21 protein-coding genes and 2 tRNA genes are annotated in these 24,815 nt (G+C 62.9%); 9 read left to right on the top strand and 14 right to left on the bottom strand.

From position 1 onward, the window contains the following. Positions 1-63 precede the first annotated feature (63 nt). The 3 genes from LH365_RS06190 (at position 64) to LH365_RS06180 (ending at position 4,050) form a co-directional block, all read left to right on the top strand. Positions 64-1,383 (top strand): hypothetical protein, encoded by a 1,320-nt coding sequence (locus LH365_RS06190; protein ID WP_226745294.1) that lies wholly within the window; start codon positions 64-66, stop codon positions 1,381-1,383. Then, entirely contained in the window at positions 1,383-2,594 is a 1,212-nt protein-coding gene (locus tag LH365_RS06185; protein WP_226745293.1) for a glycosyltransferase family 87 protein, read from the top strand. The genes LH365_RS06190 and LH365_RS06185 overlap by 1 nt, the downstream gene beginning before the upstream one ends. Before the next feature lie 241 nt (positions 2,595-2,835). Continuing rightward, positions 2,836-4,050 (top strand): hypothetical protein, encoded by a 1,215-nt coding sequence (locus LH365_RS06180; protein WP_226745292.1) that lies wholly within the window; start codon positions 2,836-2,838, stop codon positions 4,048-4,050. Positions 4,051-4,139: 89 nt separating this feature from the next. Here LH365_RS06180 and LH365_RS06175 read toward each other — a convergent pair whose 3' ends face one another. The 10 genes from LH365_RS06175 to LH365_RS06130 form a co-directional block, all read right to left on the bottom strand. Continuing rightward, positions 4,140-6,842, bottom strand: a complete 2,703-nt coding sequence (locus LH365_RS06175) for a valine--tRNA ligase (RefSeq protein ID WP_226745291.1) — start codon at positions 6,840-6,842, stop codon at positions 4,140-4,142. 102 nt (positions 6,843-6,944) lie between these two features. Next, positions 6,945-7,508 (bottom strand): DUF2497 domain-containing protein, encoded by a 564-nt coding sequence (locus LH365_RS06170; RefSeq protein WP_226745290.1) that lies wholly within the window; start codon positions 7,506-7,508, stop codon positions 6,945-6,947. Between the two features lie 247 nt (positions 7,509-7,755). Next, positions 7,756-9,216 (bottom strand): TolC family outer membrane protein, encoded by a 1,461-nt coding sequence (locus LH365_RS06165; protein WP_226745289.1) that lies wholly within the window; start codon positions 9,214-9,216, stop codon positions 7,756-7,758. A gap of 179 nt (positions 9,217-9,395) precedes the next feature. Then, positions 9,396-10,025 carry a protein-L-isoaspartate O-methyltransferase gene (locus LH365_RS06160; RefSeq protein WP_226745288.1) on the bottom strand — a complete coding sequence of 210 codons (630 nt, stop codon included), beginning with the start codon at positions 10,023-10,025 and terminating at the stop codon, positions 9,396-9,398. 383 nt (positions 10,026-10,408) lie between these two features. Further along, positions 10,409-11,461, bottom strand: a complete 1,053-nt coding sequence (locus LH365_RS06155; protein ID WP_226745021.1) for an IS110 family transposase — start codon at positions 11,459-11,461, stop codon at positions 10,409-10,411. Positions 11,462-11,618: 157 nt separating this feature from the next. Continuing rightward, positions 11,619-11,692: transfer RNA gene (locus LH365_RS06150), tRNA-Cys, on the bottom strand. 134 nt (positions 11,693-11,826) lie between these two features. Further along, entirely contained in the window at positions 11,827-13,140 is a 1,314-nt protein-coding gene (locus tag LH365_RS06145) for a methyl-accepting chemotaxis protein (RefSeq protein WP_226745287.1), read from the bottom strand. Between the two features lie 299 nt (positions 13,141-13,439). Continuing rightward, positions 13,440-13,515 (bottom strand) — tRNA-Asn (locus LH365_RS06140). Between the two features lie 215 nt (positions 13,516-13,730). Next, the gene (locus LH365_RS06135) at positions 13,731-15,095 is read right to left on the bottom strand and encodes a PleD family two-component system response regulator (RefSeq protein ID WP_226745286.1); all 1,365 of its coding nucleotides are present in this window, start codon (positions 15,093-15,095) and stop codon (positions 13,731-13,733) included. A 5-nt stretch (positions 15,096-15,100) separates the two neighbouring features. After that, entirely contained in the window at positions 15,101-15,469 is a 369-nt protein-coding gene (locus LH365_RS06130; protein WP_013480598.1) for a response regulator, read from the bottom strand. Positions 15,470-15,677: 208 nt separating this feature from the next. Between LH365_RS06130 and LH365_RS06125 the strand changes: the two genes are divergently transcribed. From LH365_RS06125 to LH365_RS06115, 3 genes are all read left to right on the top strand, one after another. After that, positions 15,678-16,148: a RidA family protein gene (locus LH365_RS06125; RefSeq protein WP_226745285.1), complete on the top strand. Its 471-nt coding sequence runs from the start codon at positions 15,678-15,680 to the stop codon at positions 16,146-16,148. 201 nt (positions 16,149-16,349) lie between these two features. Beyond that, the gene (locus tag LH365_RS06120) at positions 16,350-17,510 is read left to right on the top strand and encodes a GNAT family N-acetyltransferase (protein ID WP_226745284.1); all 1,161 of its coding nucleotides are present in this window, start codon (positions 16,350-16,352) and stop codon (positions 17,508-17,510) included. Between the two features lie 391 nt (positions 17,511-17,901). Then, on the top strand, positions 17,902-18,240 hold the full coding sequence (locus tag LH365_RS06115) for a DUF962 domain-containing protein (RefSeq protein ID WP_226745283.1): 339 nt from the start codon (positions 17,902-17,904) through the stop codon (positions 18,238-18,240). On the opposite strand, the gene LH365_RS06110 is transcribed toward LH365_RS06115, so the two are convergent. The 4 genes from LH365_RS06110 to crcB form a co-directional block, all read right to left on the bottom strand. Further along, positions 18,227-18,970 carry an ATP12 family chaperone protein gene (locus tag LH365_RS06110; RefSeq protein ID WP_226745282.1) on the bottom strand — a complete coding sequence of 248 codons (744 nt, stop codon included), beginning with the start codon at positions 18,968-18,970 and terminating at the stop codon, positions 18,227-18,229. The genes LH365_RS06115 and LH365_RS06110 overlap by 14 nt on opposite strands. A gap of 104 nt (positions 18,971-19,074) precedes the next feature. Beyond that, positions 19,075-19,746, bottom strand: a complete 672-nt coding sequence (locus LH365_RS06105) for an HAD-IA family hydrolase (protein WP_226745281.1) — start codon at positions 19,744-19,746, stop codon at positions 19,075-19,077. 12 nt (positions 19,747-19,758) lie between these two features. Then, positions 19,759-20,766, bottom strand: a complete 1,008-nt coding sequence (locus LH365_RS06100; protein WP_226745280.1) for an RluA family pseudouridine synthase — start codon at positions 20,764-20,766, stop codon at positions 19,759-19,761. Then, a complete protein-coding gene (gene crcB / locus LH365_RS06095) occupies positions 20,763-21,143 on the bottom strand; it encodes a fluoride efflux transporter CrcB (protein ID WP_226745279.1) in 381 nt (126 codons plus the stop codon). The genes LH365_RS06100 and crcB overlap by 4 nt, the downstream gene beginning before the upstream one ends. Before the next feature lie 83 nt (positions 21,144-21,226). Here crcB and LH365_RS06090 point away from each other — a divergent pair, with 83 nt between their 5' ends. The 3 genes from LH365_RS06090 to LH365_RS06080 all read left to right on the top strand — a co-directional run bounded on the left by LH365_RS06090 (position 21,227) and on the right by LH365_RS06080 (position 24,727). Then, positions 21,227-21,658, top strand: a complete 432-nt coding sequence (locus LH365_RS06090) for an HIT family protein (protein ID WP_226745278.1) — start codon at positions 21,227-21,229, stop codon at positions 21,656-21,658. A 121-nt stretch (positions 21,659-21,779) separates the two neighbouring features. Then, the gene (locus LH365_RS06085) at positions 21,780-22,406 is read left to right on the top strand and encodes a histidine phosphatase family protein (RefSeq protein WP_226745277.1); all 627 of its coding nucleotides are present in this window, start codon (positions 21,780-21,782) and stop codon (positions 22,404-22,406) included. 197 nt (positions 22,407-22,603) lie between these two features. Then, positions 22,604-24,727 carry a bifunctional diguanylate cyclase/phosphodiesterase gene (locus tag LH365_RS06080; RefSeq protein WP_226745276.1) on the top strand — a complete coding sequence of 708 codons (2,124 nt, stop codon included), beginning with the start codon at positions 22,604-22,606 and terminating at the stop codon, positions 24,725-24,727. Positions 24,728-24,815: the final 88 nt, after the last annotated feature.

Below are 24,815 nucleotides of genomic sequence, written 5' to 3'. Positions count from 1 at the left end.
TCAAAATGGCGCTCCGCCGACGCAATATTGCGGCCACCGCCGCCGGGGCTTTTTGAGGTGTGGATGAAACGGTTTCCTCCGGCGTTGCGTAACGGCCTGATTGTCTTCGTCTTCCTTCTCCCGCTGCTGTCCGGCGTGCTGGGCAAGATTGCCAGGTCGAACGCCTGGTTCGGCGACTATCGCGCCGTGGCCTGCGGGGCGCAGAAGATCATCGACGGCGGCGCGCTCTACGATCTCAACCTCAAATGCGACGGTTTAGAGGGCACGACAGCGGTCTATGTCTATCTGCCCGTCGTCGCCGAAGCCTTTGCCAGCGTGATTCGCGTGATCGGTCAGGATGGCCTGATCTGGGTCTATGGCGCGATCTATATAGTGAGTTTGGCCGGGCTGCTGGGGGTAACCTACCTTTCTCCTGCCCTCCAAAGCGGGGGAGGTGGCGCACAGCGCCGTAGGGGGCTTACGAAAGGTGATGCCCCCTCCGTCTTCGACGCCTCCGGCATCGAATCCACCTCCCCCGCTGTCGCAGGGGAGGAGAAACCTCAGCCCACCCTTCTCGAAAAAATCCCCTTCGCCGCCTTCCTGACCGGCAGCGCCGTGGTGTGGGGCAATATCGCCGTCCTGTGCCACGCCGCCGTGCTGGCCTCAGCGCTGCTCGCCAAACGCTTCCCGTGGCTGTTCGCCGCCGTCGTGGCGCTGTGCGGCGTCATCAAACCGGTCTTCCTCACCTATCTGCTGGTGCTGCTGTTCCTCGACATCCCCCTGTGGAAGCGTCTCGGCTGGTCCGCCGCCGCCGCCGCCGCCGGTCTTTTGCCGACGCTTCTGTTTGCCGCCGAAGGTTCGGCCCTGTCCGAAAGCTGGCGCGCCACTCTGGCTGGTTTCGTCTACACCACCACGCCGGGCGAAAGCTTCTACGGCTGGCTGGGGCTGCTCGGTCTGCGCGCCGATAGTCTGGCGGCCAATCTCGGCTGGCTGGTTTTTGCGGGTCTGATAGCTGTGAGCGGCCTCGCCCTCGCCGAAGGGCTGAAACTCGACACCCGCGCCCGCATCTGGCTGGGTCTGAGCCTCGGCGTCCTGACCATTCCGCGCCTGATGTCGCAGGACGTTTTCCTGATCGGCGTCGGCCTTGCCTATGTCGCGCTGTATAGCCCGGCCCTCACCGCTGCCTCAAAGCCGCTGGCCTTCCTGAAGGATCGCGGCCGCACCATCCTGACCGTCATCTGCGTTGTCTGCCTTATCGGCGGCGCGGCGGAACTGGGCGACTACACCACCCGCATCGCTACGCTGCTCCTGAGCCTCTACGTGCTGGCCATCGGCGGCCTGACGGTGGTTCAGAGGCGCCAAGCCATCCTGACCGCCCTCTTTCCTCGAAAGACCGCTCGTTAATGTCTGTCCCGGCAAAACGCTCCTCCCCTCAGATGACGGCGCTGTTCGTCGCCCTGTTCACCATGCCGGTGTGGTCCTCTCTGCTGGGCCGTCTGGTCAAGGGCAAGTGGTGGCTCAACGATTTCGATTCGCTGATCTGCGGGGCCGACCACGTGCGGCGCGGTCTATCACCCTATGCGCTTCAGCCGGTCTGCGACGGCATCAATCCGGCCCCCTTCGTCTATCCGCCCTCGATCGCCGCCTTCTTCGCACCCCTGACGGCGTGGCTCAGCTTCGATCAGTTGCGCATCGCCTATGCCCTCCTACTGCTGCCCGTCGTCGCCGTCACAGTGTGGTACGTCTTCCGCAAGGCCTTCCCCGACATGAGCCTGCGTTGGCGCGCGCTGGGCTGCGCCGTCCTCACCGGCAGTTCTCTGGCCAGCGGCAATGTCAGCCTGATCCTGCACGGCGTGATCCTGATGTGTACGCTGAACCTGCACAAAAGCCGCTGGCCGTTCCTGATCGCCGTAGTCGCCTCGGCCCTGATCAAGCCGGTGTTGCTGACCTATCTCGTTCTCTTTCTCTATCAGGACCGCAAACTACTCAGCCGCACCGCCTTCACCGCTATCGGGGCCGTCGGCGGCATCGCCGCCTTTCTGTGGGTATCGCACGGCAGCGGGCCCCTGCACACGGAATGGCTCATGCGCATGGACCAGATCGTCCTGACCCAGCAGCCGGGCATCAGTTTCTTTGCCTGGGCCTCGGTCTTCGGCGGCGGGCCGGATCAGTGGCCGTGGCTGGTCTTGCTGGCCCTCTATATGGGCGTCTTGACGCTGGGCGGACTGCTGCTGGCCGAGGTGACGCGCCTGAACGACGATCAGCGCGTGCTGCTCGGTCTGGGGCTGGCGCACCTGCTCAATCCGCGACTGATGGACTACGATATTCTCGTTCTGGGGCCGTTCCTCGCCCTCATCGCCCTGAGCGCGCGCCACGCCGGCGACACCGCCGCCCTGTGGGCCCGGCGCGGCCTGTGGGCCGCCACCTCGATCACCCTGTTTTTCAGCATGGCCGACATCGACGCCGTCAAGGCCGCACCGCTCGGCATATGGCTCGGCACAATTCTAACCGTTTCGGTGATGGTCATCGTCGCCTGGCGCCATCGCCAGACGCTGCGAAAGTGGCTGCGCGCGATGCCATCGCACCTGAAAGACGTGCTCACGTTTAAAATCTGAGGCTTATCGACCACACCCTCTTGATTTTTCCTGATCTTCCACACGTCAATCGTGACATGATCGCGGCGGTTTCGCTCATACGACCACGTTGTCGCCACACAAGGCGCGTCCCACCACAATCCCGTCGCATTGCGCCGCACAATAGACATTTTGCAGCCGTTTCCGACATAATCGTCGCCAAATTCCTCCCCATTCCCCGCCTCTTTAGGGCTCACGTTTTCGTTACGCGTGAGCCCCCGCCATGTCATCCTCCCTTGCGCCGCGCCTCTCCCCCCTGTGGTGGGGCGTCCTGTGCACCCTGCCCCTCCTTGCTGGCCTGACCGGGCGCGCGGTCAAGAACAAGCCGTGGTTCATGGACTACGAGGCTGTGGCCTGCGGCGGGCTGACCCTTATCCGCGGCGGCAATCCTTACGACCTGACGCCCGCCTGCGCCGGCATGAAACCCGCCGTCTTCGTCTATTCGCCCCCGGTCGCCGAAGCACTGGCGCACATATTGATGCAGGTGGGTGCGGAGGGTTTTCGTTTGATCTATATGGGGCTGTGGCTGACGGCGCTGCTCGCGCTGATGATCTATGCCCTGATCCACGCCCTGCCGGAGGTCGATATCCGTTTCAAACTGCCGGTCTTCGCCCTGCTGACGGGCGGAACGCTGGCGTCGGGCAATATCGCCATCCTGCTGCACGGGCTGGTGCTGGCCGGTGCGCTGGTCCTGCCGCGCCGGGTGACGCCCTTCATTCTCTGCGTCTGCGTGGCCGCCGCCGTCAAGCCGACCCTGCTGACCTATCTGATCGTGCTGGCCTATCTCGACAAACCGGCCCTGTGGCGCGCTGTCCTCATCGCCGCCAGTTCCGCCGCCGGTCTCGGTTTCAGCCTGTTCCTGCTGAACCATCACAGCCCCCTCGCCGATCAGTGGCACGCGACGATTGATCAGATCGTCCTGACGGAACAGCCGGGGATCGGTTATTTCGCCTGGATCGACGGGCTGGGCCTCGAAGCCGCCACACCCGCCGCTCTGGCGCTGCTGCCGGTGCTGATGATCGCCCTGTCGGTCGCGGGTCTGGCCATCGCCGAACTGGGGCATCTGAAGAGCGGCGAGCGTCTGGCGCTGGGGCTCGGCATGGCGCAGTTGCTCAATCCGCGCCTGATGGATTACGACCTGCTGCCGTTGATCCCCCTCGCCGCCCTTATTGTCGCGCTGGGGCCGCAGATCGGCAGAGGCTGGGGCACCGGCATGGGCGTGGCCCTGACCGCCCTCAGCGCCACCGTGCTGGGCCTGAACCTCATAGAGCAGGAGGTGATCCTGCCGGTGCCGTTCGGCGTTTTCGGCCTGTCCCTGATGACCGTGACGGTCGCCGGCGGCCTGTGCGTCACGCGCTGGCCATTGGCGGTCACGCGCATGAAGACCGCCAGACAGCGAGTCATGGGACGCCTGTCGCCCCTGCCGGCGGCGGAATGAAAAAAGCCTCCCGTTTCCGGGAGGCTTTTTTATCAGAGCGCATGCCAAAAAGTGTGCAGCGGTTTTTGGAATCAAATGCGCGACAAAGCTTACAGCGCCGCTTTCAACCGTTCCAGCGCTACCGACAGCCGGGCCTTGCCGCCTTCGGCATCGGCGAGACGTTCCTGATTTTCGGCAATGACCTCTTCCGGGGCCTTCTTGACGAATTCCGGATTGTCGAGCTTGCGCTTGGTGCCCTCGATCGTCTTGGTGAAGTCGGCAATCGCCTTGGTCAGGCGATCGGCCTCGGCCTTCAGATCGATAAACTCCGCCACACTGAGATTGCCGTTGGCTTCACCGATTACGAACGGCACGGAACCCAGCGGTGCGGCATCGGCCACGCCGACTTCGCCCAGACGCCCAAGGAACAGGATCAGGTCGCGGTGCGTGTTAATCCACGCCTGCGTCTGCGCCTCGGCCCCGGTAAGGGTCAACGGCACCTTGGCCGAACCCGGCACGTTCATTTCCGAACGCACCGAACGCACTTCTGAGATCAGCTCGATCAGCCAGTTGATCTCGGTGTCCGCCGCCGCATCGATGGCCGAAGCGTCGTAGAGCGGCCAGCTTTCGACGATCAGGGCCTTGGCGCGGTTGTCGCCAGCAGCCCACAGTTCTTCGGTGATGAAGGGCATGACCGGGTGCAGCAGGATCAGGCACTGATCGAGCACCCACGCCGTCATGGCGCGGATTTCAGCCTTGGCCTCGGCGTCCTCGCCATTGAGGATCGGCTTCGACAGTTCGACATACCAGTCGCAGACGACGTTCCACACGAACCTATACAGCGCATTGGCGGCGTCATCGAAGGCGCAGGCTTCCAGCGCTTCGGTGACGATCTTCACCGTCTTGTGCGTCTCGCCGCGAATCCAGCGCGACAGGGTCAGCCTGACGTCGGCCGGGTCGAAACCGGCAACCGAAGCGCATTCGTTCATCTGTGCGAAGCGGTGAGCATTCCACAGCTTGGTGCCGAAATTGCGATACCCTTCAATGCGCTGTTTGGCCAACTTGATGTCCCGGCCCTGCCCGGACATGGCGGTCAGGGTGAAGCGCAGGGCGTCGGCGCCGAACTCATCGATCAGGATGAGCGGGTCCATCACATTGCCCTTCGACTTCGACATCTTCTGGCCCTTCTCGTCGCGGACGAGGGCGTTGATGAAGACGCGCTGGAAGGGAGGCCTGCCCGTAAAGTGCAGGCCCATCATCATCATCCGGGCGACCCAGAAGAAGATAATGTCGAAGCCGGTGATCAGGGTATGCGTCGGGTAGAAGCGCTCAAGGTCGCGCGTCTGTTCCGGCCAGCCCATGGTCGAGAACGGCCACAGACCCGACGAGAACCAGGTGTCGAGAACGTCTTCGTCCTGCGTCAGTTCGACGACCTTGCCATAGTGCTTATCCGCGGCGGCCTGCGCCTCTTCGCCCGACATTTCGACGAAACACTGACCGTCCGGCCCGAACCACGCCGGAATGCGGTGGCCCCACCAGAGCTGGCGCGAAATGCACCACGGCTCGATATTGCGCAGCCATTCGAAATAGGTCTTTTCCCAGTTCTTGGGCTCGAAGACGGTTCGGCCATCCTCGACGGCGGCCAGCGCCTCCTTGGCCAGCTCACCGGCATTGACGTACCACTGATCGGTCAGGAAGGGCTCGATGACCACGCCCGACCGGTCGCCGTGCGGCACCATGTGTTTCGTCTTTTCGATGGCTTTCAGCCAGCCCTCTTCCTCGGCGCGGGCGATGATGGCCTTGCGCGCCGCGAAACGGTCCTGACCGCGATAATCTTCCGGCACCTCGTCATTGAGCGTGGCGAACGGCGTCAGAATGTTGATCAGCGGCAGATCGTGACGCTTACCGACCTGGAAGTCGTTGAAATCGTGGGCCGGGGTGATCTTCACCGCGCCGGAGCCCTTGGTCGGGTCGGCATAGTCGTCGCCGACGATGGGGATGCGGCGGCCCGTGATCGGCAGAATGACATGCTTGCCGATCAGGTCCTTGTAGCGCTCGTCTTCCGGGTGGACGGCGACGGCGGTATCGCCCAGCATGGTTTCCGGGCGCGTGGTCGCCACGACGATATAGTCGCGGGTTTCCAGCGTCTCGTTCCCCTCTTCGTCCTTGACCGGATACTGGAAGGTCACCCCGTCGGCGAGCGGATAGGCGAAGTGCCAGTAGTGGCCGTCGACCTCCTTCTGCTCGACCTCAAGGTCCGAGATGGCGGTCTGGAAGTGCGGGTCCCAGTTGACCAGACGCTTGTCGCGATAGATCAGGTTTTCCTTGTACAGTTGCACGAAGACCTTGCGCACGGCGTCGGACAGACCCTCGTCCAGCGTAAAGCGCTCGCGCGACCAGTCGCACGACGCACCCAGACGGCGCAACTGCCCCTGAATCGTGCCGCTGCTCTCGGCCTTCCACTGCCACACCTTCTCGACAAAGGCTTCGCGGCCCATGTCGCGGCGGCCGACATTACCGGCGGCGGCCAGTTGGCGTTCGACGACCATCTGGGTGGCGATGCCCGCATGATCAGTGCCGGGCAGCCACAGGGCCGCCTTGCCGCGCATACGCTCGAAGCGCGTCAGCACGTCCTGCAGCGTATTGTTCAGCGCGTGGCCGATATGCAGGCTGCCCGTGACGTTGGGCGGCGGGATGACGATGGAAAAGGGCTCGGCGTTTTCGTCCTCGGTCGGCTTGAAGGCGCCGGACGTTTCCCACATCTCGTAGAGGCGCGGTTCAACGGTTTTGGGATCGAAGGTCTTTTCCAGCATGATCTTTTCGGGTGTGAGCTTGAAACAGAAAGAGCGGCGTCCTTAACACGGGACGCCGCTCCGGTAACAGGTAAAAAAGCGCTTTACGGCTTAACGGCGCGGCTATCTACGCGCCTGGCGGGCCAGACGTTCCACCTCTTCGCGCACCGCCGTTTCGACGATGGCCGGCAGGTTGCCGTCGAGCCAGTTTTGCAGCATCGGACGCAGGATTTCGGTCAGCAGGTCCTCGATCGTGCGACCTTCGCGCGGCAGCAGGCTGGCGCTGGTCAGTTGGCCGAAGGCCGAGACGGCGCTCTGCACGGTGCGCTCGGACACGATGTGCGAGGTGGTGTTGTAATCGACGCGCGGTGCGGGCGCGGGCTTCGGGGCCGGTGCGGGCACGGGGTCCGGATCGAAGGCGTCGATATCGCCGATGGACAGGGCGGGCTTCGGTGCGGCGACCGGGGTGGTCAGCTCCAGCACGTCGTCTTCCTCGGCTTCCATCTCGATTTCGGGCTCGTCTTCCGGCTCCGGATCGAAGGTGATTTCAGGTTCCGGCGCAGCCGCAACGACTTCGGGTTCCGGCTCAGGCTTGGCCTTCTCTTCCGGCGCATCGTCCTCGGAAATGATCCGGCGGATCGAGGCGAGGATTTCCTCCATCGTGGGTTCGTGTGCGGTTTCGGACATGTCGGTGAATCACTCGAAAGGGATAATCTGCGCCATAAAGACACGGCTGAGGGGTTTTTGGCAACTGTTAAGCGATCTTCCTACGCCCTATTTTCGCCTGACAGGCTCATTCCCCACCTGTCGGATTTCATGGGTAACAGTGTGCCCCGAACAGGGTTAACAAGAGTTAAACCCGCCCGGCAAAAGCAAGGACGGCAAGGGGTGTTTCCCCCGCCGCCCCCTAAAAATCCGCACGCGAATCACCGGATTAACGGGTGCTGACGATCTCGCCCGAAGAATCGGCCGCGCCGTCGAGCGCGCGAATCACCGGCTCGAACGGCGTGAAGCCCTTGCGCTTCACCTCGTCGAAATTCTTCGCCGGATCGTAGACCTCACCGGCAGGCACCAGAGCGCGGGCTTCGAGGTCGCCCATCACCGCCAGAACCTGAGAGGCCGCGACGTATTCGGCGCGCTGGGCGTCGATCAGGGCCAGTTGCGCCTGACGCAGTTCCTGCTCGGCATTGAGCACTTCGATATTGGTGCGCAGGCCGACCTGCTGCTCGTACCTGACGCCTTCGGCGGCGACCGAAGCGGCGCGCACCTGCTCCTGATTGGCCTGAGTGGCGGTGCGGGCGGCGGCCATATTGGCCCACGCCGTCGAAACGTTCTGCACCACATTGCGGCGCGCCAGCTCGACGCTGATCTTCTGCGCCGTGTGGCCTTCGGTGGCCTGACGCACACGCGACGAATTATAGCCGGCGCTGAACAGCGGCATGGTGAAGCGCAGGGTGGCGGTCGCCGCGTCGCGCTGCCCCAGATCGTTGAAATCATTGGTCGGCGCACCGGCGGTATAACCTGCGCCAAGCGTTACGCGCGGCCCCAGACCCGACTTGGCCTGAGACACGCGGGCGCGGGCGGCGGCTTCGGCCCATTTGGCGGCGCTCAGCGACGGATTGTTGGTTTCGGCACGATCCAGCGCGGCGTCGAAAGTGACCGGCAGGTTCGGCAGGGCCGGCGTCGGGTCGAGCGCCGTCGGCGTCTGACCGACGATGGCGACGTAACTGGCGCGGCTGGTGTCCAGTTGCGCCTGCGCCTGCGCCAGAGAGGCCGAAGACGCGGCCAGACGGGCTTCGGACTGCGCCACGTCGGTGCGGGTCAGTTCGCCGGCTTCGAAACGCGCCCTGGTTTCGTCCAACTGGCGCTTGAGCACGTTGAAGTTCTGCTCGCCGATGCGCAGGGCTTCCTGATCGCGGCGCACGGCGGTGTAGACGCTGATGACGTCGCCCAGCACCTGGGCCTCTACGGCACGCAGGTCTTCACGCCCGGCCAGCACATCGGCCTCGGCGGCCTTGACGCCCGACGACAGACCGCCGGAGGCGAACAGGGTCTGGTTGGCCGTCAGGTTCAGGCCGGTCGAGGACCGATAGGGTTCGCCATTATTCGGATTCACACCGGTGGGGGTGTCGCTGTAGTCCACCGAAGCCCCGGCATCGAGTGTGGGACCGAGGCCCGAGCGCGCCTGCACATAGGTTTCGTCCGTGCTGCGCTGCTGCGCGCGGGCGCGTTGCAGGGTCGGATTATTGGCGTAGGCCAGAGCAATGGCGTCGGTCAGCGATTCCGCGAAGGCCGAACCCGCGCCGAGCGCCAGAACGGACACCGCAAAACCGGCCAGCAGGCGGGCGCGCAGAACATTACGGCCACCGGCAGACATGGGCGAAAGCTTAAGCATCAAAATGATTCCCTTGGAAAGGGCAGCGCCACCCCCCGCCCGGCGGTCTTGCGACCCGCGCATTGCGATGCGTTGCTGCCTTTGAACTGGCACGCACACTGCCAGAAGCCTTGAGCTTTGGCGAATTAAGCTTTCGTCACGTTTGCGACGGATCGCAAACCGGGTCAGAATACGCCGGATCAGAATACAAAGGTCGAGGCCTTGGCGAAGCCGGGCAGCACCGCGGTGGCGGCGTTGAAGATAAAGGCTTCGGACACGCCGTGCGGCAGACGGGTATAGACGCGGGCCTCCCCCAGAGCGCCGGCGCGCAGCACCACGCCCAGACGGCCATGCAGCTTGAGCGCGGCGAACCATTCAGCGGGGATTTCCTCGACCGCGCCTTCGGTGACGACGATGTCGTATTCGCCGGCGGCGGGGGTCTTGAAATCCTGCGCCACGACGGGAACGCCCAGCGTCTTCAGATAGGGCTCGACCACGGTCTGCACGCGCGCATCGGCCTCCTGAGCCGTAACGTCGAGACCGGCGTGCTTGAGGACGGCGGCGGCATAGGGCGCGCCGATGGCCAGCGCCTTCAAACCGGCGACGGGTTTCAGCGCGTGCAGCAGCTTGGCGAGATCGCGCGGCAGCATCAGGGCGCGGCCCGGCGCGATCTGCGGCTCGACATCCCCATAGGCGGCGAAGCCCTGCCCCGGCGCGACCAGACGCTCGCGCTCAATATGACGCATGGCTTTTTGCAGCGCAGGATCGGTGACGTCGTTCACCCGCACCTGAGATTCAACCATGTTCTGACGGGCGGCGAAGTAATCCATCTGGGCCTCGGAGCAATACAATGCAGGAGTCGTGTCCTTATCCCGCGCTTATAGGCGTTTGCGCCGCGCGCTTCAATGCACCGCACACCACAGTTTTACATTTTTCGGAAAGAATGAAGCCGCTTACACGCCACTAAACAGCGCCCAATGTATGGACCGGCTGCCGATCGCAAGTAAGATTTCGCATGAATAGCAGAAGTCGCTTATATGTATCCGGCCTGTTGATCGGCATGCGAGCCGTGGCCTTGATGGGAATACGCACGCGCTTTTGGCCTCATTAGCGGATCGGCCGGCAAGCGGCCATTAGGGCGCTCAGGCTCAGGGCGCGTTTATCGTTCCGTTCCATGCAGTCGTCTTAGTCGCGAACTGGGTGGAGATCGATGCTATACGGCCTCGATCTCGGTTCTGTGGGTATCGAAAGCCTTTCCTGTACTCAATACGCTCCAGCTGATCCGAGCCAGCTTGTTGGCGAGGGCGGCGGCGAGCTTGTTTCGGTGCATCCGCGTGGCGGCGCTGGTGAGCCAGTCTCCGAAGCTGTACTTCGGCCAATTTTGAGGCCTCATCAAGAGGACATTGGCGGCCTGTACGAACAAGGTTCGAAGGTATCGGCTTCCGCGTTTTGAGATGCGCCCGAGAATAGAGCGGCCACCCGTGCTGAACTGCTTGGGTACCAACCCCAGCCAGGCACCGAAGTCGCGACCACGTTCAAAGGCTTCACCTGTGCCAATGGCGGCAACAACCGCCGTGGAGATCAGGGGCCCGACGCCCGGCACACTCATCAGGCGACGGCAGTTGGCTTCATTCCGGCTGATTTCTTCGATCTCGCCGCTGAGGGTCTCGATGCGTTCATCGAGCCACAACCAGTCTTCATAAAGGCCAACGATGAGTTGGCTCATACGCGGCGAAATCTCATCTGCGCGGTTGTTCAAGATGTCGAAGAGCGAGTCACGTAAGGCACGCACACCGACCCTGACCGTGATGCCCTGCTCGATTAGGAAGGCACGGATCTGATTGATCGTCGCTGTGCGCCGCGACACCAGCCGCGAGCGAACGCGATGGCAGGCCTGAAGATCCAATTGATCCTGGGTCTTCTCACTCACTGTCGACAGGTTCGGCCGCAGAGCCGCCTCGGCTATAGCCTCGGCATCATTGTAGTCGTTCTTCTGCCCCTTCAGAAACGGCTTTACGTAAATAGCGGGGATGATGCGCGGTTCGTGGCCGAGCTGTCGAAGGGTGCGACTGACAAAATGCGCGCTGAGGCAGGCCTCCATGCCGACGATACACGGCGGCAGCTTTTTAAATGTCTCTGTCAGAGCCAGCCGTTTGATTTTACGGCGAAGAACGATCTGACCATCTGTACTAAATCCGACAAGGTGAAACACGTCCTTGCCGATATCTATGCCTATCGACGCTAACTCAGGAATGTTCGTATCCATGGGATGCTTCTCCGGGTGGAGCCAAGCAGTCTACTCCGACTACTTCGCAAGGGAAGCAGCCGGTCCATCCCATTAGCGGACGTCGGCGATCGTTCGCCGCCCCCACGGAGCCATGAGCGAAGCGAATTAGGCGTGAGTGAAATAAAAAGGGAGATAATGGAGGCCTGAGCCGGAGTCGAACCGGCCTACACGGATTTGCAATCCGCTGCGTAACCGCTCCGCCATCAGGCCTCACTAAAAGCGGTAGGGTCAGCTATCAGATCAATCCCACGGCTGCAATGGTATTGTCACGGTTTATATACAGAATTATCGCGCATTCCAAAAAGTGTGCAGCGGTTTTTGGAAGCAAATGCGCGGCGAATAGCCTACGCGGCCCGCAACGAGCGGATGAAGGCGGCGATGCCGTCCCTCAGGTCGCCCGCCACGGCCTGCACCGAGCGCGATTCCAGCGACACCGTGCCCGCCGCCTGATCGGTGGCCGCGGCGACGTGGCGCACGGCGTCGATGTCGCGGCCCACACTCTGAGCCCCCGCCGCCAGGGCATCGACCGTGTCGGCGATATCACGGGTGGCGGATTGCTGGGCGCTGACCGCCTCGGCGATACCGTCGGCCGAAGCGCGCAGTTCCTGAATGACGCCGACAATATGCCCGATGGCGTCCACAGCCTGCGTGGCGTCGGACTGGATATGCGTCACCTTGTCGGTAATGTCGCGCGTGGCCTTTTCGGTCTGCTGGGCCAGCGTCTTGACCTCGGAAGCCACGACGGCGAAGCCCGCGCCCGCCTCGCCGGCCCGCGCCGCCTCGATGGTGGCGTTAAGCGCCAACAGGTTGGTTTGACGCGCAATGCCGGAAATGGCGTCGACCACGGCGCTGATTTCCTCGGCGCTGCGGTTGAGGCGCGCCATGATCTCGGACGTCGCTTCGCTCTGGCCGACGGCCTGCGCCGACACCTCCGAAGAGGCCACGGCGGCCTGAGCGATATCCGAGGCGCTGTCCGACAGGCCCTGCACGGTTTCGGCGACGTGGCGCGCCTGACGCGAGGTGGCCTCGGCGGTGGCGGTGACGTTCTCGATGCGCGACACCGCACCCCTGGCCTGTTCGCTCATGGTTTCCGCCGAGTCGGTCATGGCTTCGGACGAACGGCTCAGCCCCTCGATCAGCGCCGAGACCTGCCTGTTCAGGCGCTCGCCCATCTCCTGCACGGCGGCCTGACGCTCCTGCGCCAGCAGTCCGGCGCGGCGGGCGTTTTCAGCCTCCAGCGCGATCAGGTCGCGGCCATTGCCACGAAAGACCTCCAGAGCGCGGGCCATGGCGCCGATTTCGTCGGAGCGGCGCGCGCCGTCCACCTCGGCGTCGAAATCGCGCTGGGCGAAGCGCGACATCAGCCGGCTCATGCGTTCAAGGGCGGCGAAGACCTCGCGGTCGAAATAGACAGCGGCGACCAGACCGGCCACGCCGATACCGAGGGCCAGAGCCCAGATGCCGGCGCGGAAGCCTTCGGCGGCATGCAGCAGCGGGCTGATCTGCGCCTCGGCTTGCGGCGCGGCGTGCAGGGCCTCTTCAAGCCCGCGAATAACGGTGCCCTCATGCCCCAGCGCCACGCCCGTCAGGGTCACAAGCACAACCAGAAACAGGACGAACAGGCCGCGGATGCGGGCCTTGATAGGAGGCAGGGTCATGGGACGGGCAAGGCCTTTGATTCGGAGGCGGATTTAATGCCCATACAAACGGTAAGGCATTAACAAGATATTGCCCCGAAGCTGTGAAAAGCCTGCAAATGGCGTAACGCGAGTCTTTATATTAACTCTTCATTAAGGCAAATCGGTCCATCAAAGGCTTGTCTTTGCTTTTTTGAAGACACCCACCATCACCAAACTTTTCAACCCGGTCTTTAGGCCGGGTTTTTTTCTTGGCGGGAACTTCAGAAGTCAAAAAGAAAGCCCTGCGCGTGATGCGGCAGGGCTTTGGTCTTTGGTGCTGGCTCCCCGGACAGGACTCGAACCTGTGACAAGTCGATTAACAGTCGACTGCTCTACCAACTGAGCTACCGGGGAATGCTCACCAGCAAGGAGGCGGGCTATAGCAAGGCTTGGGTGGCGATGGCAAGCCTAAAGCTGAAATTTATCCACGACATTGCGTAATTTGCTTCTATGAAGTCTGGCGTGCGACTGCACGCCGCCGCCACTGCGGCGAGCCGTCGATGCGTAAACGCATCGTCTGCTTTCCTAAAATCAGCGCGCCACGGCGCGCGGGGCCGCCTCTGAGCGCATTAAGCAGCGCGCAGGATGACGCGATTGCGGCCCGATTGCTTGGCTTCGTACACAGCTTCGTCGGCGCGCTTGATGAAGGCTTCGAGCGTATCCCCCAGGCCGCGCAGCGACGAAACCCCCACCGAAACCGTCACATCGAGCGTACGGCCGTCGGGCAGGTCGAAAGCATCCGCCGCCACAGCCTCACGCACGCGCTCGGCGATGGCCTGCGCCGCCTCGCCCGTGGTGTCGGGCATCAGGACGACGAACTCCTCGCCCCCCAGACGGCAGGGCATGTCGATGGCGCGGACATTCTGGCTGACGCGGCGGGCGAATTCTTTCAGCACCTCGTCGCCGGCGTCGTGACCGTAGCCGTCATTGACGCGCTTGAAGAAGTCGATATCGAGCAGCAGCAACGAAACGGGGTCGCCGCTCTTGAGGTGGCGGCGCATCAGTTGCGTCAGTTGCAGATCCATGAAGCGTCGGTTGTTCAGACCGGTCAGCGGATCGGTCACCGCCAGTTCCAGCGAACGGTCGAGGCTGGAGCGCAGGAAGTCGGCATAGCGTTTACGGCGGATCTGTCCCCGCGCCCGCGCCAGCAGTTCCTGCAGGTCCACGGGTCGCGGCAGGACGTCGGTGACGCCCAGTTCCAGCCCCTTCAGCAGGGTCTGGCGTTCGTCCGGATTGAACAGGCCGAGCACCGGCAACTGCCGCGTCAGTTCGGACGAGCGCAGATGCGCCACGAAGCGCAGCGGATCGAATTCGCGCGCCGTCAGGTTCAGCACCAGCAGGTCCACGCGGCCCGAGGCGATCTTCAGCGCGGCTTTCGGGTCGGTCTCATAGGCGCAGCGGTGCTGCTCGCCCAGAGCCAGCATCAGGCGTTCGGCCTGGCGCACCTGATCGTCGAGGATCAGCACATTGCCCGGCGCCGTCATCTGACGCTGGAGTTGCGAGGCGTCGATCAGGCCCATACGGCGCGAGGACTGTTCGCGCTGACGCAGTTCGTCCGACAGGTGCTTGAGCCGCACCAGCGCCTTGAGCCGCGCGAACAGGATCACGTCCTCGACCGGCTTGGTCAGGAAATCATCCGCCCCGGCCTCAAGACCCGACAGGCGGTCGTCGCGGCCATCGAGCGCCGTGACCAGAATGATGGGGATATGCCGGGTTTCGGCCAGTTCTTTCAGTTGGCGCGTCACCTCATAGCCGTCGACGCCCGGCATCATCACATCGAGCAGGATGATGTCCGGCTGCTCCAGAATCGCCTTGTCGATGGCTTCCGCGCCCGCGTGGGCCGTCACCACGTCGTAATAGTCGGCTTCCAGCTTGGCCTGCAGCAGGCGGACATTGGCCGGAATATCGTCAACGACCAGAACCTTGGCTGTCATGCCGCCTACCCCAGATAGCGGCGGACGGTGTCCAGGAAGTGCGAAACCGAGATCGGTTTAGAGATATAGGCCTCGCAACCGCCTTCGCGGATGCGTTCCTCGTCGCCCTTCATGGCGAAGGCCGTCACCGCGACCACGGGAATATGCGACAGTTCATCGTCTTCCTTGAGCCACTTGGTGACTTCAAGACCGGAGATTTCGGGCAACTGAATATCCATCAGGATCAGGTCCGGACGGTGCTTGCGCGCCAGCGACAGCGCCGACAGCCCTTCGCCGGTCTGCAGCGTCTCATAGCCCTGCGCATCGAGCAGGTCATGAAACAGCTTCATATTCAGTTCGTTGTCCTCGACGATGAGAACTTTCTTCGCACTCATAAATCTGGTTCCGTCTGTGGGCACGATTCGCGGCCCCCGCCGTGTTGTGATCCCGGAAACTACCTGAACTGTCTTAAGCCGAGGTGAAGGGGATGGAAACAAAGTGTAAATAACAGCGTTTGCAACGCATTTGCGAAATACACGGCCTATCGACGCATCCCGCCGGAGTGCCTATAAGCAGGGCATCGTTTTTCAGGAGAGCGAATCCATGTCGAAGACCGAAGCCCGCCTGCAGGAACTGGGCATCACCCTGCCCGTCCCGGCCGCGCCCGTCGCCAACTATGTCCCCTTCGTGCGCAGCGGCAATCTGGTCCATATTTCGGGTCAGATTTCCAATGACGGCACGGGCCGCCACAAGGGCACGGTCGGCGTCGACGTGTCGCTGGAAGAAGCGGTCGAGGCCGCGCGCGTCTGCGGCATCAACCTGCTGGCCCAGATGAAGGCCGCCGCGGGCGGCGATCTCGACAATGTGCTGCGGGTGGTGAAACTGGGCGCCTTCGTGCAGGCCGGTCCGGACTTCTACGACGTGCCGCAGGTGGTCAATGGCTGCTCGAACCTGATGGTCGACGTGCTGGGCGAAGCGGGCAAGCACGCCCGCTCGGCGGTAGGCGTTTACAAGATTCCGCTGGGCTTCGCGGTCGAAGTCGACGCCATCATCGAAGTCGCAGACCGTCGCTAAAGATTTTGAACCACGGAAAGCACGGAAAGCCCAGAAAGCACGAAAACGTTGCGGTTCTGATGCGCCCGAAGGGCCCATATCGGGGTGGGGCAGGTATAGTTTTCTGACGCTCCGCGCCGAAGATACCGTCTGCTCCTTTTTCCGTGTTTTCCGTGGTTCATTCTATCTTGTATCCCGGCGCGTACCGCCTAGATTGGGACTATGTCCCTCCCCGCCTCGACTTCCGGTCTGACCGCCACCCTGCACCGATCGATCAGCGAGATCGATCCCACCGTCTGGGACGGGCTCAAAGGCGACGACAATCCCTTCAACAGCCACGCCTTCCTCGATGCCCTCGAAGAGACGGGCTGCGTCGGCGAAGACAGCGGCTGGGTGCCGCATCACCTTTCGCTGACCGACGACGAAGGGACCGTGCGCGGCGTCATGCCGCTCTATCTCAAACACCATTCGATGGGCGAATACGTCTTCGACCATAGCTGGGCCCAAGCCTATGAGCGCGCCGGCGGACGTTACTATCCCAAGCTTCTCTCCGCCTCGCCCTTCACGCCGGTGACCGGCGCGCGGCTCCTGTCGCCCGACCGCGAAGTGCGCGCGGCGCTGATCCGCACGGCGGTGCAGATCTGCGAGATCAACCGGCTGTCGTCCTTTCACATCAACTTCCCCACCGCGGACGAATGGGCGCTGATGGGCGACGAAGGCCTCCTGATGCGGCAGGACCAGCAGTTCTGGTGGACAAATAAGGGCTATCGGACGTTCGACGATTTCTTGAGCGCCCTGTCGGCCAACCGGCGCAAGGTCATCCGCCGCGAACGCCGCGACGTGCAGGCGGCGCTGACGCTCAATATCCATACGGGCACCGACATCACCGAGGCGCATCTCGACCACCTGCACGCCTTTATCGAGGATACCTACGACCGCAAATGGGGTTCGCCCTATCTGACGCGCGACTTCTTTTCGCTGATTACCGAGCGGATGCGCGACCGCATCGTGCTGGTCTTTGCCTATGACGGCGATCAGCCGGTGGCCGGGGCCATCAACTATCGCGGCAATGACACCCTCTATGGCCGCCAATGGGGGGCGCGGGTCGAGGTGCCCTTCCTGCATTTCGAGGTCTGCTATTATCAGGCCATCGACTACGCCATCGCCCACGGCCTGAAGCGCGTCGAGGCCGGGACGCAGGGCGAACACAAGATTTCGCGCGGCTACCTGCCCCACCGCGTCTATTCGGCCCACTATATCCGCGACCGCGCCTTGCGCGCGCCCGTAGCGCATTATCTGAAACAGGAGCGCCCGGCGGTCGAGGCGCAGATGGCCGAATACGAGGCCGAGCTGTCCCCCTTTCGGAAGACCGATCAGACATGAAAAAGCCGCCGGTGAGGAGACCGGCGGCTTTTTTCAGACGTCTTGCGGTGCGCGATCAGGCGATCGGCAGGCGGTGCGCACGGGCCCAGGCCACGATCATTTGCGTCGCAAGGTTTGCCAGATATTTCATCGTCTTACTCTTTCCACTACTACTTAGTTCGCCGCAGAACCGGGGGCGAAACCCAGGGCCAGAAGAGCGGCCATGAAACGTTCGATCAGCTTTTCCATTGTCAGCTTTCACACACAAATAGTTGATGACAGCGCTGTCAATATCACTTTTTGCACCTGCGAACAAGTCCCCGTCCGTCACATTTGCAATCATCTTCTGTAACGGTTCGTGTGAAAGGCGAAAATGCGCTATACTCCTGCATAAAAATTCAGGCAGGAAGCTATGACGCGTCACACCACCTATTCGGCGTTTTTCGACTTCTATCTCAGCGAACACAGCCGTTCGCGCACACGGGCCCTGCACTATATCGGCTCAAGCCTCGGCATCGCGGCCCTGATCATGGCTTTGGCCCAGCGTCAGCCCCTGTGGCTGCTGGCCGGGTTGGTCGCCGGATACGGTTTTGCGTGGATCGGGCATTTCTTCGTCGAAAAGAACCGTCCGGCGACCTTCACCTATCCGCTGTGGTCGTTCATGGGCGATTACCACATGTTCGCCCTGTGGCTCACCGGACGGCTGAACACGCGCCGCGCCGAGGCCGAGCAACGGCTCACAGCGCTCTGAACCACACGTCGAGACTGGCCAGATCACGCCTCAGGCTGGCTTCGCGCTGCTGCACCTCGGCGTCCTCGCCCCAGGTTTCCTTCTGGAAGGTTTCGCCGACACGCGACGCCGCGAAGGCCTCTTCGGCGCTCAGGCGGCCCTTGTACAGCGCCAACGCCAGCGCCACCGACCCCAGCAGAGGTATCGCCGCCATCAGGCCGGCGCGGGCATAGACCGATGCTTCGGTGAGGATCGCCTTGACGCCGTCTATGGTTTCATCGGGCTGACCACGGGCCATCAGCGAGGTCTGTTGCACGAACATAAGCCCCAGTTCGCTGTTTAGCCAGTCGATCACCGGCCCCCACGCCGCCTGCTCGCGCGCGATCAGAGCTTGCGGATAGTCGGAGGGGTAGCAGACCAGATCGGTTTCGGTGAAGCGCGCGGCTTCGGCCAGAGCGGCCTCAAGACCCGACTTCATATGATCGAGCGCCGCAAAGCCCAGACGCGTCAGCGGCATGGCGGTGAAATCGACCGTCTCTTCGACGGCTTCCCATTCGCGTCCGACCAATGCCGCTAGAGCAAAATTCGGCAGGCTTAGGGCTTCGCCCTTGGGCGTCTTCACCGGACGGCCATCCAGCGTCACGCCGAAGCCGGCGCCTTCGGCCTTGATCTCGACGATCTTCCAGAAACGTTTCGGCTTCGAGCCGATCTGATCGGTGCGCTTCGACGGCGCTTCGGCTTTGTAGGTCATGAATAGCTCCCTTCCTTCTCCCTTGAGGGAGAAGGTGGCCTGAAAGGCCGGATGAGGGGGAAGCCCCCCTCACCCCCAACCCTCTCCCTCAAGGGAGAGGGGGTTTAATCTATCAACTCCGGCACGAAACCATCCAGCACCGCGCCCAGTTGCGTGAAATCGTGCACGATATGATGCGCGCCGGCGGCTTGCAGTTCTTCGATCGTATGGAAGCCCCACGACACGCCGATGGCCTGCACCTGGGCCGCGCGCGCCATGCGCATATCGTGCGTCGCGTCCCCGATCATCACCGCCTGATGCCTGCCCACGCCCAGCGCCGTCAGATTGCACTGAAGCATGTGCGGGTGCGGCTTGGACGGGCCGTCATCGGCGCAGTAGGTGACATCGAACAGGTGACCCCAGCCGTGCTTGTCGACGATGCGCGTCACGCCGCGGCGCGAATTGCCCGTCGCCATGCCGATCAGCCAGTTGTCGGTCTTCAGCCGCTCCAGCATCTCCTGCGCCCCCAGGTACAGGGCCTCGTTGAAGTCCGGATCGGCGTGGAAGGTCAGGAAGGCGTTCTGAAATTCGCGCGTATAGGCGGCCACGGTTTCCGGATCGAGGTCCGGGCGCATGGCCTGCAGCGCCTCGAACAGCGACAGGCCGACGATAGCGCGCACCTCATCGTAGGTCGGCGGGGTGAGGTTGAGCACCTTCGCCGCCTCCACCGCCGCGCGGTGGATCGAGGCGCGGCTGTCGATCAGGGTGCCGTCGACGTCGAATACAGCTAAACGCATACGCTCTTCTCGTTACCTTCTCGATGCGCGGGTGGCTTTGCGGAACGGTTCGGGGCTGGCCTCGTGCTCGTCGAAGCCGTAGCGGTCGAAGCCGGCCTGAATGACCGGATCGAGCGGCGCTTCGACGATCAAAGTGCCGTGCGTCGGGTGAGGAATCTCGATGCGGCGGTGGTGCAACTGAAGCCCCAAACCTTCTGACAAGGCTATGGATTTCTCGTCCTTGTACTTGGGGTCGCCAAGGATGCAGTGACCGATAGCCTGCATGTGGGCACGAAGCTGATGCGTGCGGCCGGTGTGCGGTCGCAGGGCCATCCACGCCAGACGGTGCGCGGCGCGCGAAAGGGTCACGTATTCGGTCTCGGCGGATTCGGCCCCCACTTCCTTGGGGTCGGCCGGCATGACGATTTCGCGGTCGTTGAAGCCCTTCTTGACCAGCGGTACGTCGATCACGCCTTCCTTGGGGTCCGGCGTCCCGGCGACCAGCGCCCAGTAGGTCTTATAGGCCTTGCGCTTGGCGAAGGCCCCGGCCAGACGCGCCGCGGCGCTCGGTGACTTGCCCAGCAGCAGGACGCCCGACGTGTCACGGTCGAGGCGGTGCACCAGGCGCGGGCGCTCCAGCCCCTCGCCCCAGGCCGACAACAGCCGATCGATATGGTTCTTGGTCTTGGTGCCGCCCTGAACCGCCAGCCCCGACGGCTTGTTGATGGCGATGACGTCCTCGTCTTCATAGAGGACCAGCGATTTGGCGTAGCGCACCTCTTGCGGCGACAGTTCGGCGCGCTCGCGCTTCTGCTGCTCCTCGGTCGGCGCGTCGGGCAGCGGCGGCACGCGCACGCTCTGACCGGTGCTCAGCCGCGTATCGGCCTTGGCGCGCGCGCCATCGACCCGCACCTGCCCCGACCGCAGCAGCTTGTTGAGCTGAATGTGGTTGAGGTGCGGCCAGCGGCGCTTGAAAAACTTGTCGATACGCACCCCGTCTTCGCCCTCGGCGACATACAGGGTTTTCACTTCTCTACTCATCCGGCCACTTTCCGAAACACAAACAGACCGATCATGACGGCCAAAATCGCCAGCACCGCCGACGACACGGCATAGAGCCCCGCCAGCCCGTAGTCGCGGCGCTCCAGCATCTGCACCACCTCCAGCGAATAGCTGGAAAAGGTGGTGAAACCGCCCAGAACGCCGACGCCCAGCAGAAGACGCAGGCGCTCGTCGCCACCCTTGGCCATCAGCCACCCGGCCAGCAAACCCATCAGCAGGCCCCCGGCGAGATTGGCAACAAACGTGCCGATGGGCCAGCCAAAGGGCATGGCCGCCGCCGGCCACAGACGGGCCAGTCCATAGCGCGCCGCCGAACCGAAGGCTCCACCGATCATGACCAATAACAAATTAGACATGGAGGGCCTCATACCCCTCTTGGCCCCCAAATCATAGTGTTTTAAGGAGAAGACACCGAATAATACCGCCAAAAGGATATGCCATGAGCCTGTACGGGGACTACGATCCCAGGAACATCTTCGCGAAGATTCTGGCCGGAGATATCCCCTGCGCCAAGGTCTATGAGGACGCGCGGGTGCTCAGTTTCATGGACGCTTTTCCGCAGTCCAAAGGTCATACGCTGGTCATCCCCAAGGTGCAGGCGCGCAACCTGTTCGACATCCCGTCCGAGCATTTGCAAAACCTCATCCATCATACGCAGAAGATCGGCCGCGCCGTGCGCGACGCACTGGAACCCGAAGGCGTGCGCATCGCGCAGTTCAACGGCGAAAGCGCCGGCCAGACGGTGTTTCACCTGCATTTCCACATCATCCCCTGCTACGCCGACGGCGCGATGAAGGGCCACGCGTCGGGCCAGATGGCCGACCTGAAAGACCTTCAGGACATAGCCGCGCGCATCAAGGCGAAGCTGTAACTCAATTTTCCCCTCTCCCTTTAGGGAGAGGGAGGTGCGCAGCACCGGGTGAGGGGGAGACTCCATCTCACCATCCCCCTCACCCCAACCCTCTCCCTCAAGGGAGAGGGGGAGATATTGAATGTTCTTCGTTCTTCGCCATGGCCAAACCGACTGGAACGCCCAGATGCGGCTTCAGGGCTCGACCGACATTCCGCTCAATGAAACGGGCCGCGAGCAGGCGCGCGTCGCCGCCCGCTTTCTTGCCGATCAGGGTATCACCCGCATCGTCGCCAGCCCGCTGATCCGCGCCTATGAGACCGCCAACATCGTCGGACGCGCGCTGGACCTGCCCGTCATCACCGACGGACGCCTGACCGAGCGGCATTTCGGCATTTTCGAGGGCCTGACGATCGATGAGGTCGAGACCCACCGCCGCGAGATGCTGGAACATATGAACCCCGATCTCGATATCGACGGCAAACACTATCCCCACAATGCCGAGCGCCTGCCCGCCGTCATCGATCGCGTCCGCGCCTCGGTCGAAGACCACAGGAAGGGCGACGCCGTGCCGGTCTTCGTCTGCCACGGCATCCCCTTCCGCGCCATTGCGCGCGTCTATCTGGGCGAAATGTATTCCAGCCCCAATGCCTGCCCCGTGCGCTACGACCAAAACGGCGATCGCTGGGCCATGACCGGGCTGGATCCGGACAATCAGCCCCTGCACGGCGCCTTTTTCAAAGGCCCGACGACCATGGGACGCATCTGAACGAAAAACGTAACATCGTTCGATGTTTTGTCACAATATACGCTTTTCATCCGTAAACGGACATAAGTATAATTCAAGTATAATTTTTCACCTGTTAAACCGAAATTCAGACACTTTCTCTATTATTCAAACAAGACACGCAGTAGGCGTACGCGTTTGAGTTTTGTGAAGGTTTTATGACGCACTGGACTTCGGTAATGCAAAAAGCAGCGCAGGTTTCGGATATCACGGATACGGTGGAGCCCGCCTCGCCGCAAACCACAAACTCACAAATCTACGACGCCTTTCGCGACAACTCCGACCTGCTGGTCATGGCGGTGGTCGACGCGCGCGGCAGCGTGCTGGGCCTGATCGAGCGCCACAGCTTCAATCTCAAGATGGCCGCCGAATACGGGCGCGCCCTGTTCGGCGCCAAGTCGGTGACCACCATGATGGACACCAATCCGCTGATCGTCGATGCCGATACCTCCCTGCGCGACTTCATGCAGACGGCCCTGGCCGAGCGCGCCTCGGAACTGCTGCGCGGCTTTATCGTTACGCGCGACGGGGCCTATGCCGGGGTCGGCACCACCCTGTCGATCCTCAAGGCGATGAATGACGACCTGCAGGACAGTCTGCTGCAACAGCGCGAAATGGTCGCCGACCTGATCCGCCTCAGCGCCGAGTCCCAGCGCCATCAGTCCTTCCTCAACACCATTATCGACAACATCCCGGCCATGGTGCTGGTCAAGGACGCCCATTCGCGCCTCAAGCTTATCAATCCGGCCGGCGAAGACATGCTGGGCGTCAAGCGCGCCGACGTGATCGGCAAGACCAGTCACGACATCTTCCCCGCGGACCAGGCCGACACCTTCACCCGCTCCGACCGCCGCGTTCTGGCCAGCGGCGAAGCGGTGATGATCGAGGAAGAAGCCATCTATAACGGCGAGCGTCAGCGCACGGTGCAACTCAAAAAGACCGTGCTGCGCGGTCCCGACGGCGCGCCGGACAGCATTCTGACGCTCGGCATCGACCTGACCGAACAAAAGGAGGCCGAAGCGCGCATCGCGCAACTGGCGCATTACGATCCGCTGACCGGCCTCGGCAACCGCACCCTCTACAGCCACGAGATCGATCAGGCCCTGTGCCGCGTTCAACGCCACGGCCACCGCATCGCCCTGCACTGCCTCGACCTCGACCGCTTCAAAACCGTCAACGACTCCTTCGGCCACCTCGCCGGCGACGCCCTGCTGCGTCAGGTCGGCGACCGCCTGAAACTCTGCGTGCGCAAGGGCGACTTCATCGCCCGCATGGGTGGCGACGAATTCGCCATCATCCAGAATATCGAGCGCCCCGAAGACGCCAGCTATCTGGCCGAGCGTCTGCTTGAGATCATGAAGGCCCCCTTCGACATCAACGGCATGCGCCTCGAAGCCGGGGTGAGCGTCGGCATCGCGCTGGCTCCCGAAGACGCCGCCGACGCCAACAACCTGCTGTCGCGCGCCGACCTCGCCCTTTATCGCGTCAAGTCCGAAGGCCGCAGCGGCTGGTGCTTCTACCACGCCGAGATGGACGCCGTGGTGCAGCAGCGCCTCGAAATGGAGCATGAACTGCGCGCCGCCCTGGCCGCCGATCAGTTCGAACTGCACTTTCAGCCGCTCCTCAATCTCGACAGCGGCGAAGTGGTGTCGTTCGAGGCGCTTCTGCGCTGGCATCACCCGGTCCGCGGCATGGTCTCGCCCGGCGAATTCATCCCCGTGGCCGAAGACAGCGGCCTGATCGGCCCCATCGGCGACTGGGTGCTGCGCGAAGCCTGCCGTCGGGCCGTCCTGTGGCCCACACCGTGGCGCGTCGCCGTCAACATCTCACCGCTGCAGTTCCGCCACGGCTCCCTGCCCGACCTCGTCAAGAGCGCGCTGAAGGCCTCCGGGCTCGACCCGCGCCGTCTGGAGCTGGAAATCACCGAAAGCGTGCTGCTAGCCGACGAAAAACACAATCTGAAGGTCCTCAACACGGTTCGCGACATGGGCGTGCGCATCGCCATGGACGACTTCGGCACCGGCTATTCCTCGCTGAGCTATCTGCGCGCCTTCCCGTTCGACAAGATCAAGATCGATCAGTCCTTCGTCCGCGACCTGCCGCACGACCAGAACGCCCTGTCGATCATCCGCGCCATCACGGATATGGCCGAAGCGCTGGGCGTGCACATCACCGCCGAAGGCGTCGAAACCGAAGCCCAGATGGACGCGCTCAAGGCCATGAAGTGCCGCGAGGCGCAGGGCTATCTGATCGGTCGCCCGGCCGCCGCCATCGAGGCCTATGCCGCCGCGAAGGTCGCCTGACACACCCAGGGTCAACCATAACGTCTTTATTTTTCGACGACGAACCGTACATTCAAACCTGAGCCGCACGCAGACATGATGTTTCCAT

The sequence above is a fragment of the Asticcacaulis sp. AND118 genome (assembly GCF_020535245.1).
GTDB lineage: Bacteria > Pseudomonadota > Alphaproteobacteria > Caulobacterales > Caulobacteraceae > Asticcacaulis.
The sequence above is the reverse complement of the archived record's forward strand: the minus strand, read 5'-3'. Positions and strand labels throughout refer to the sequence as shown.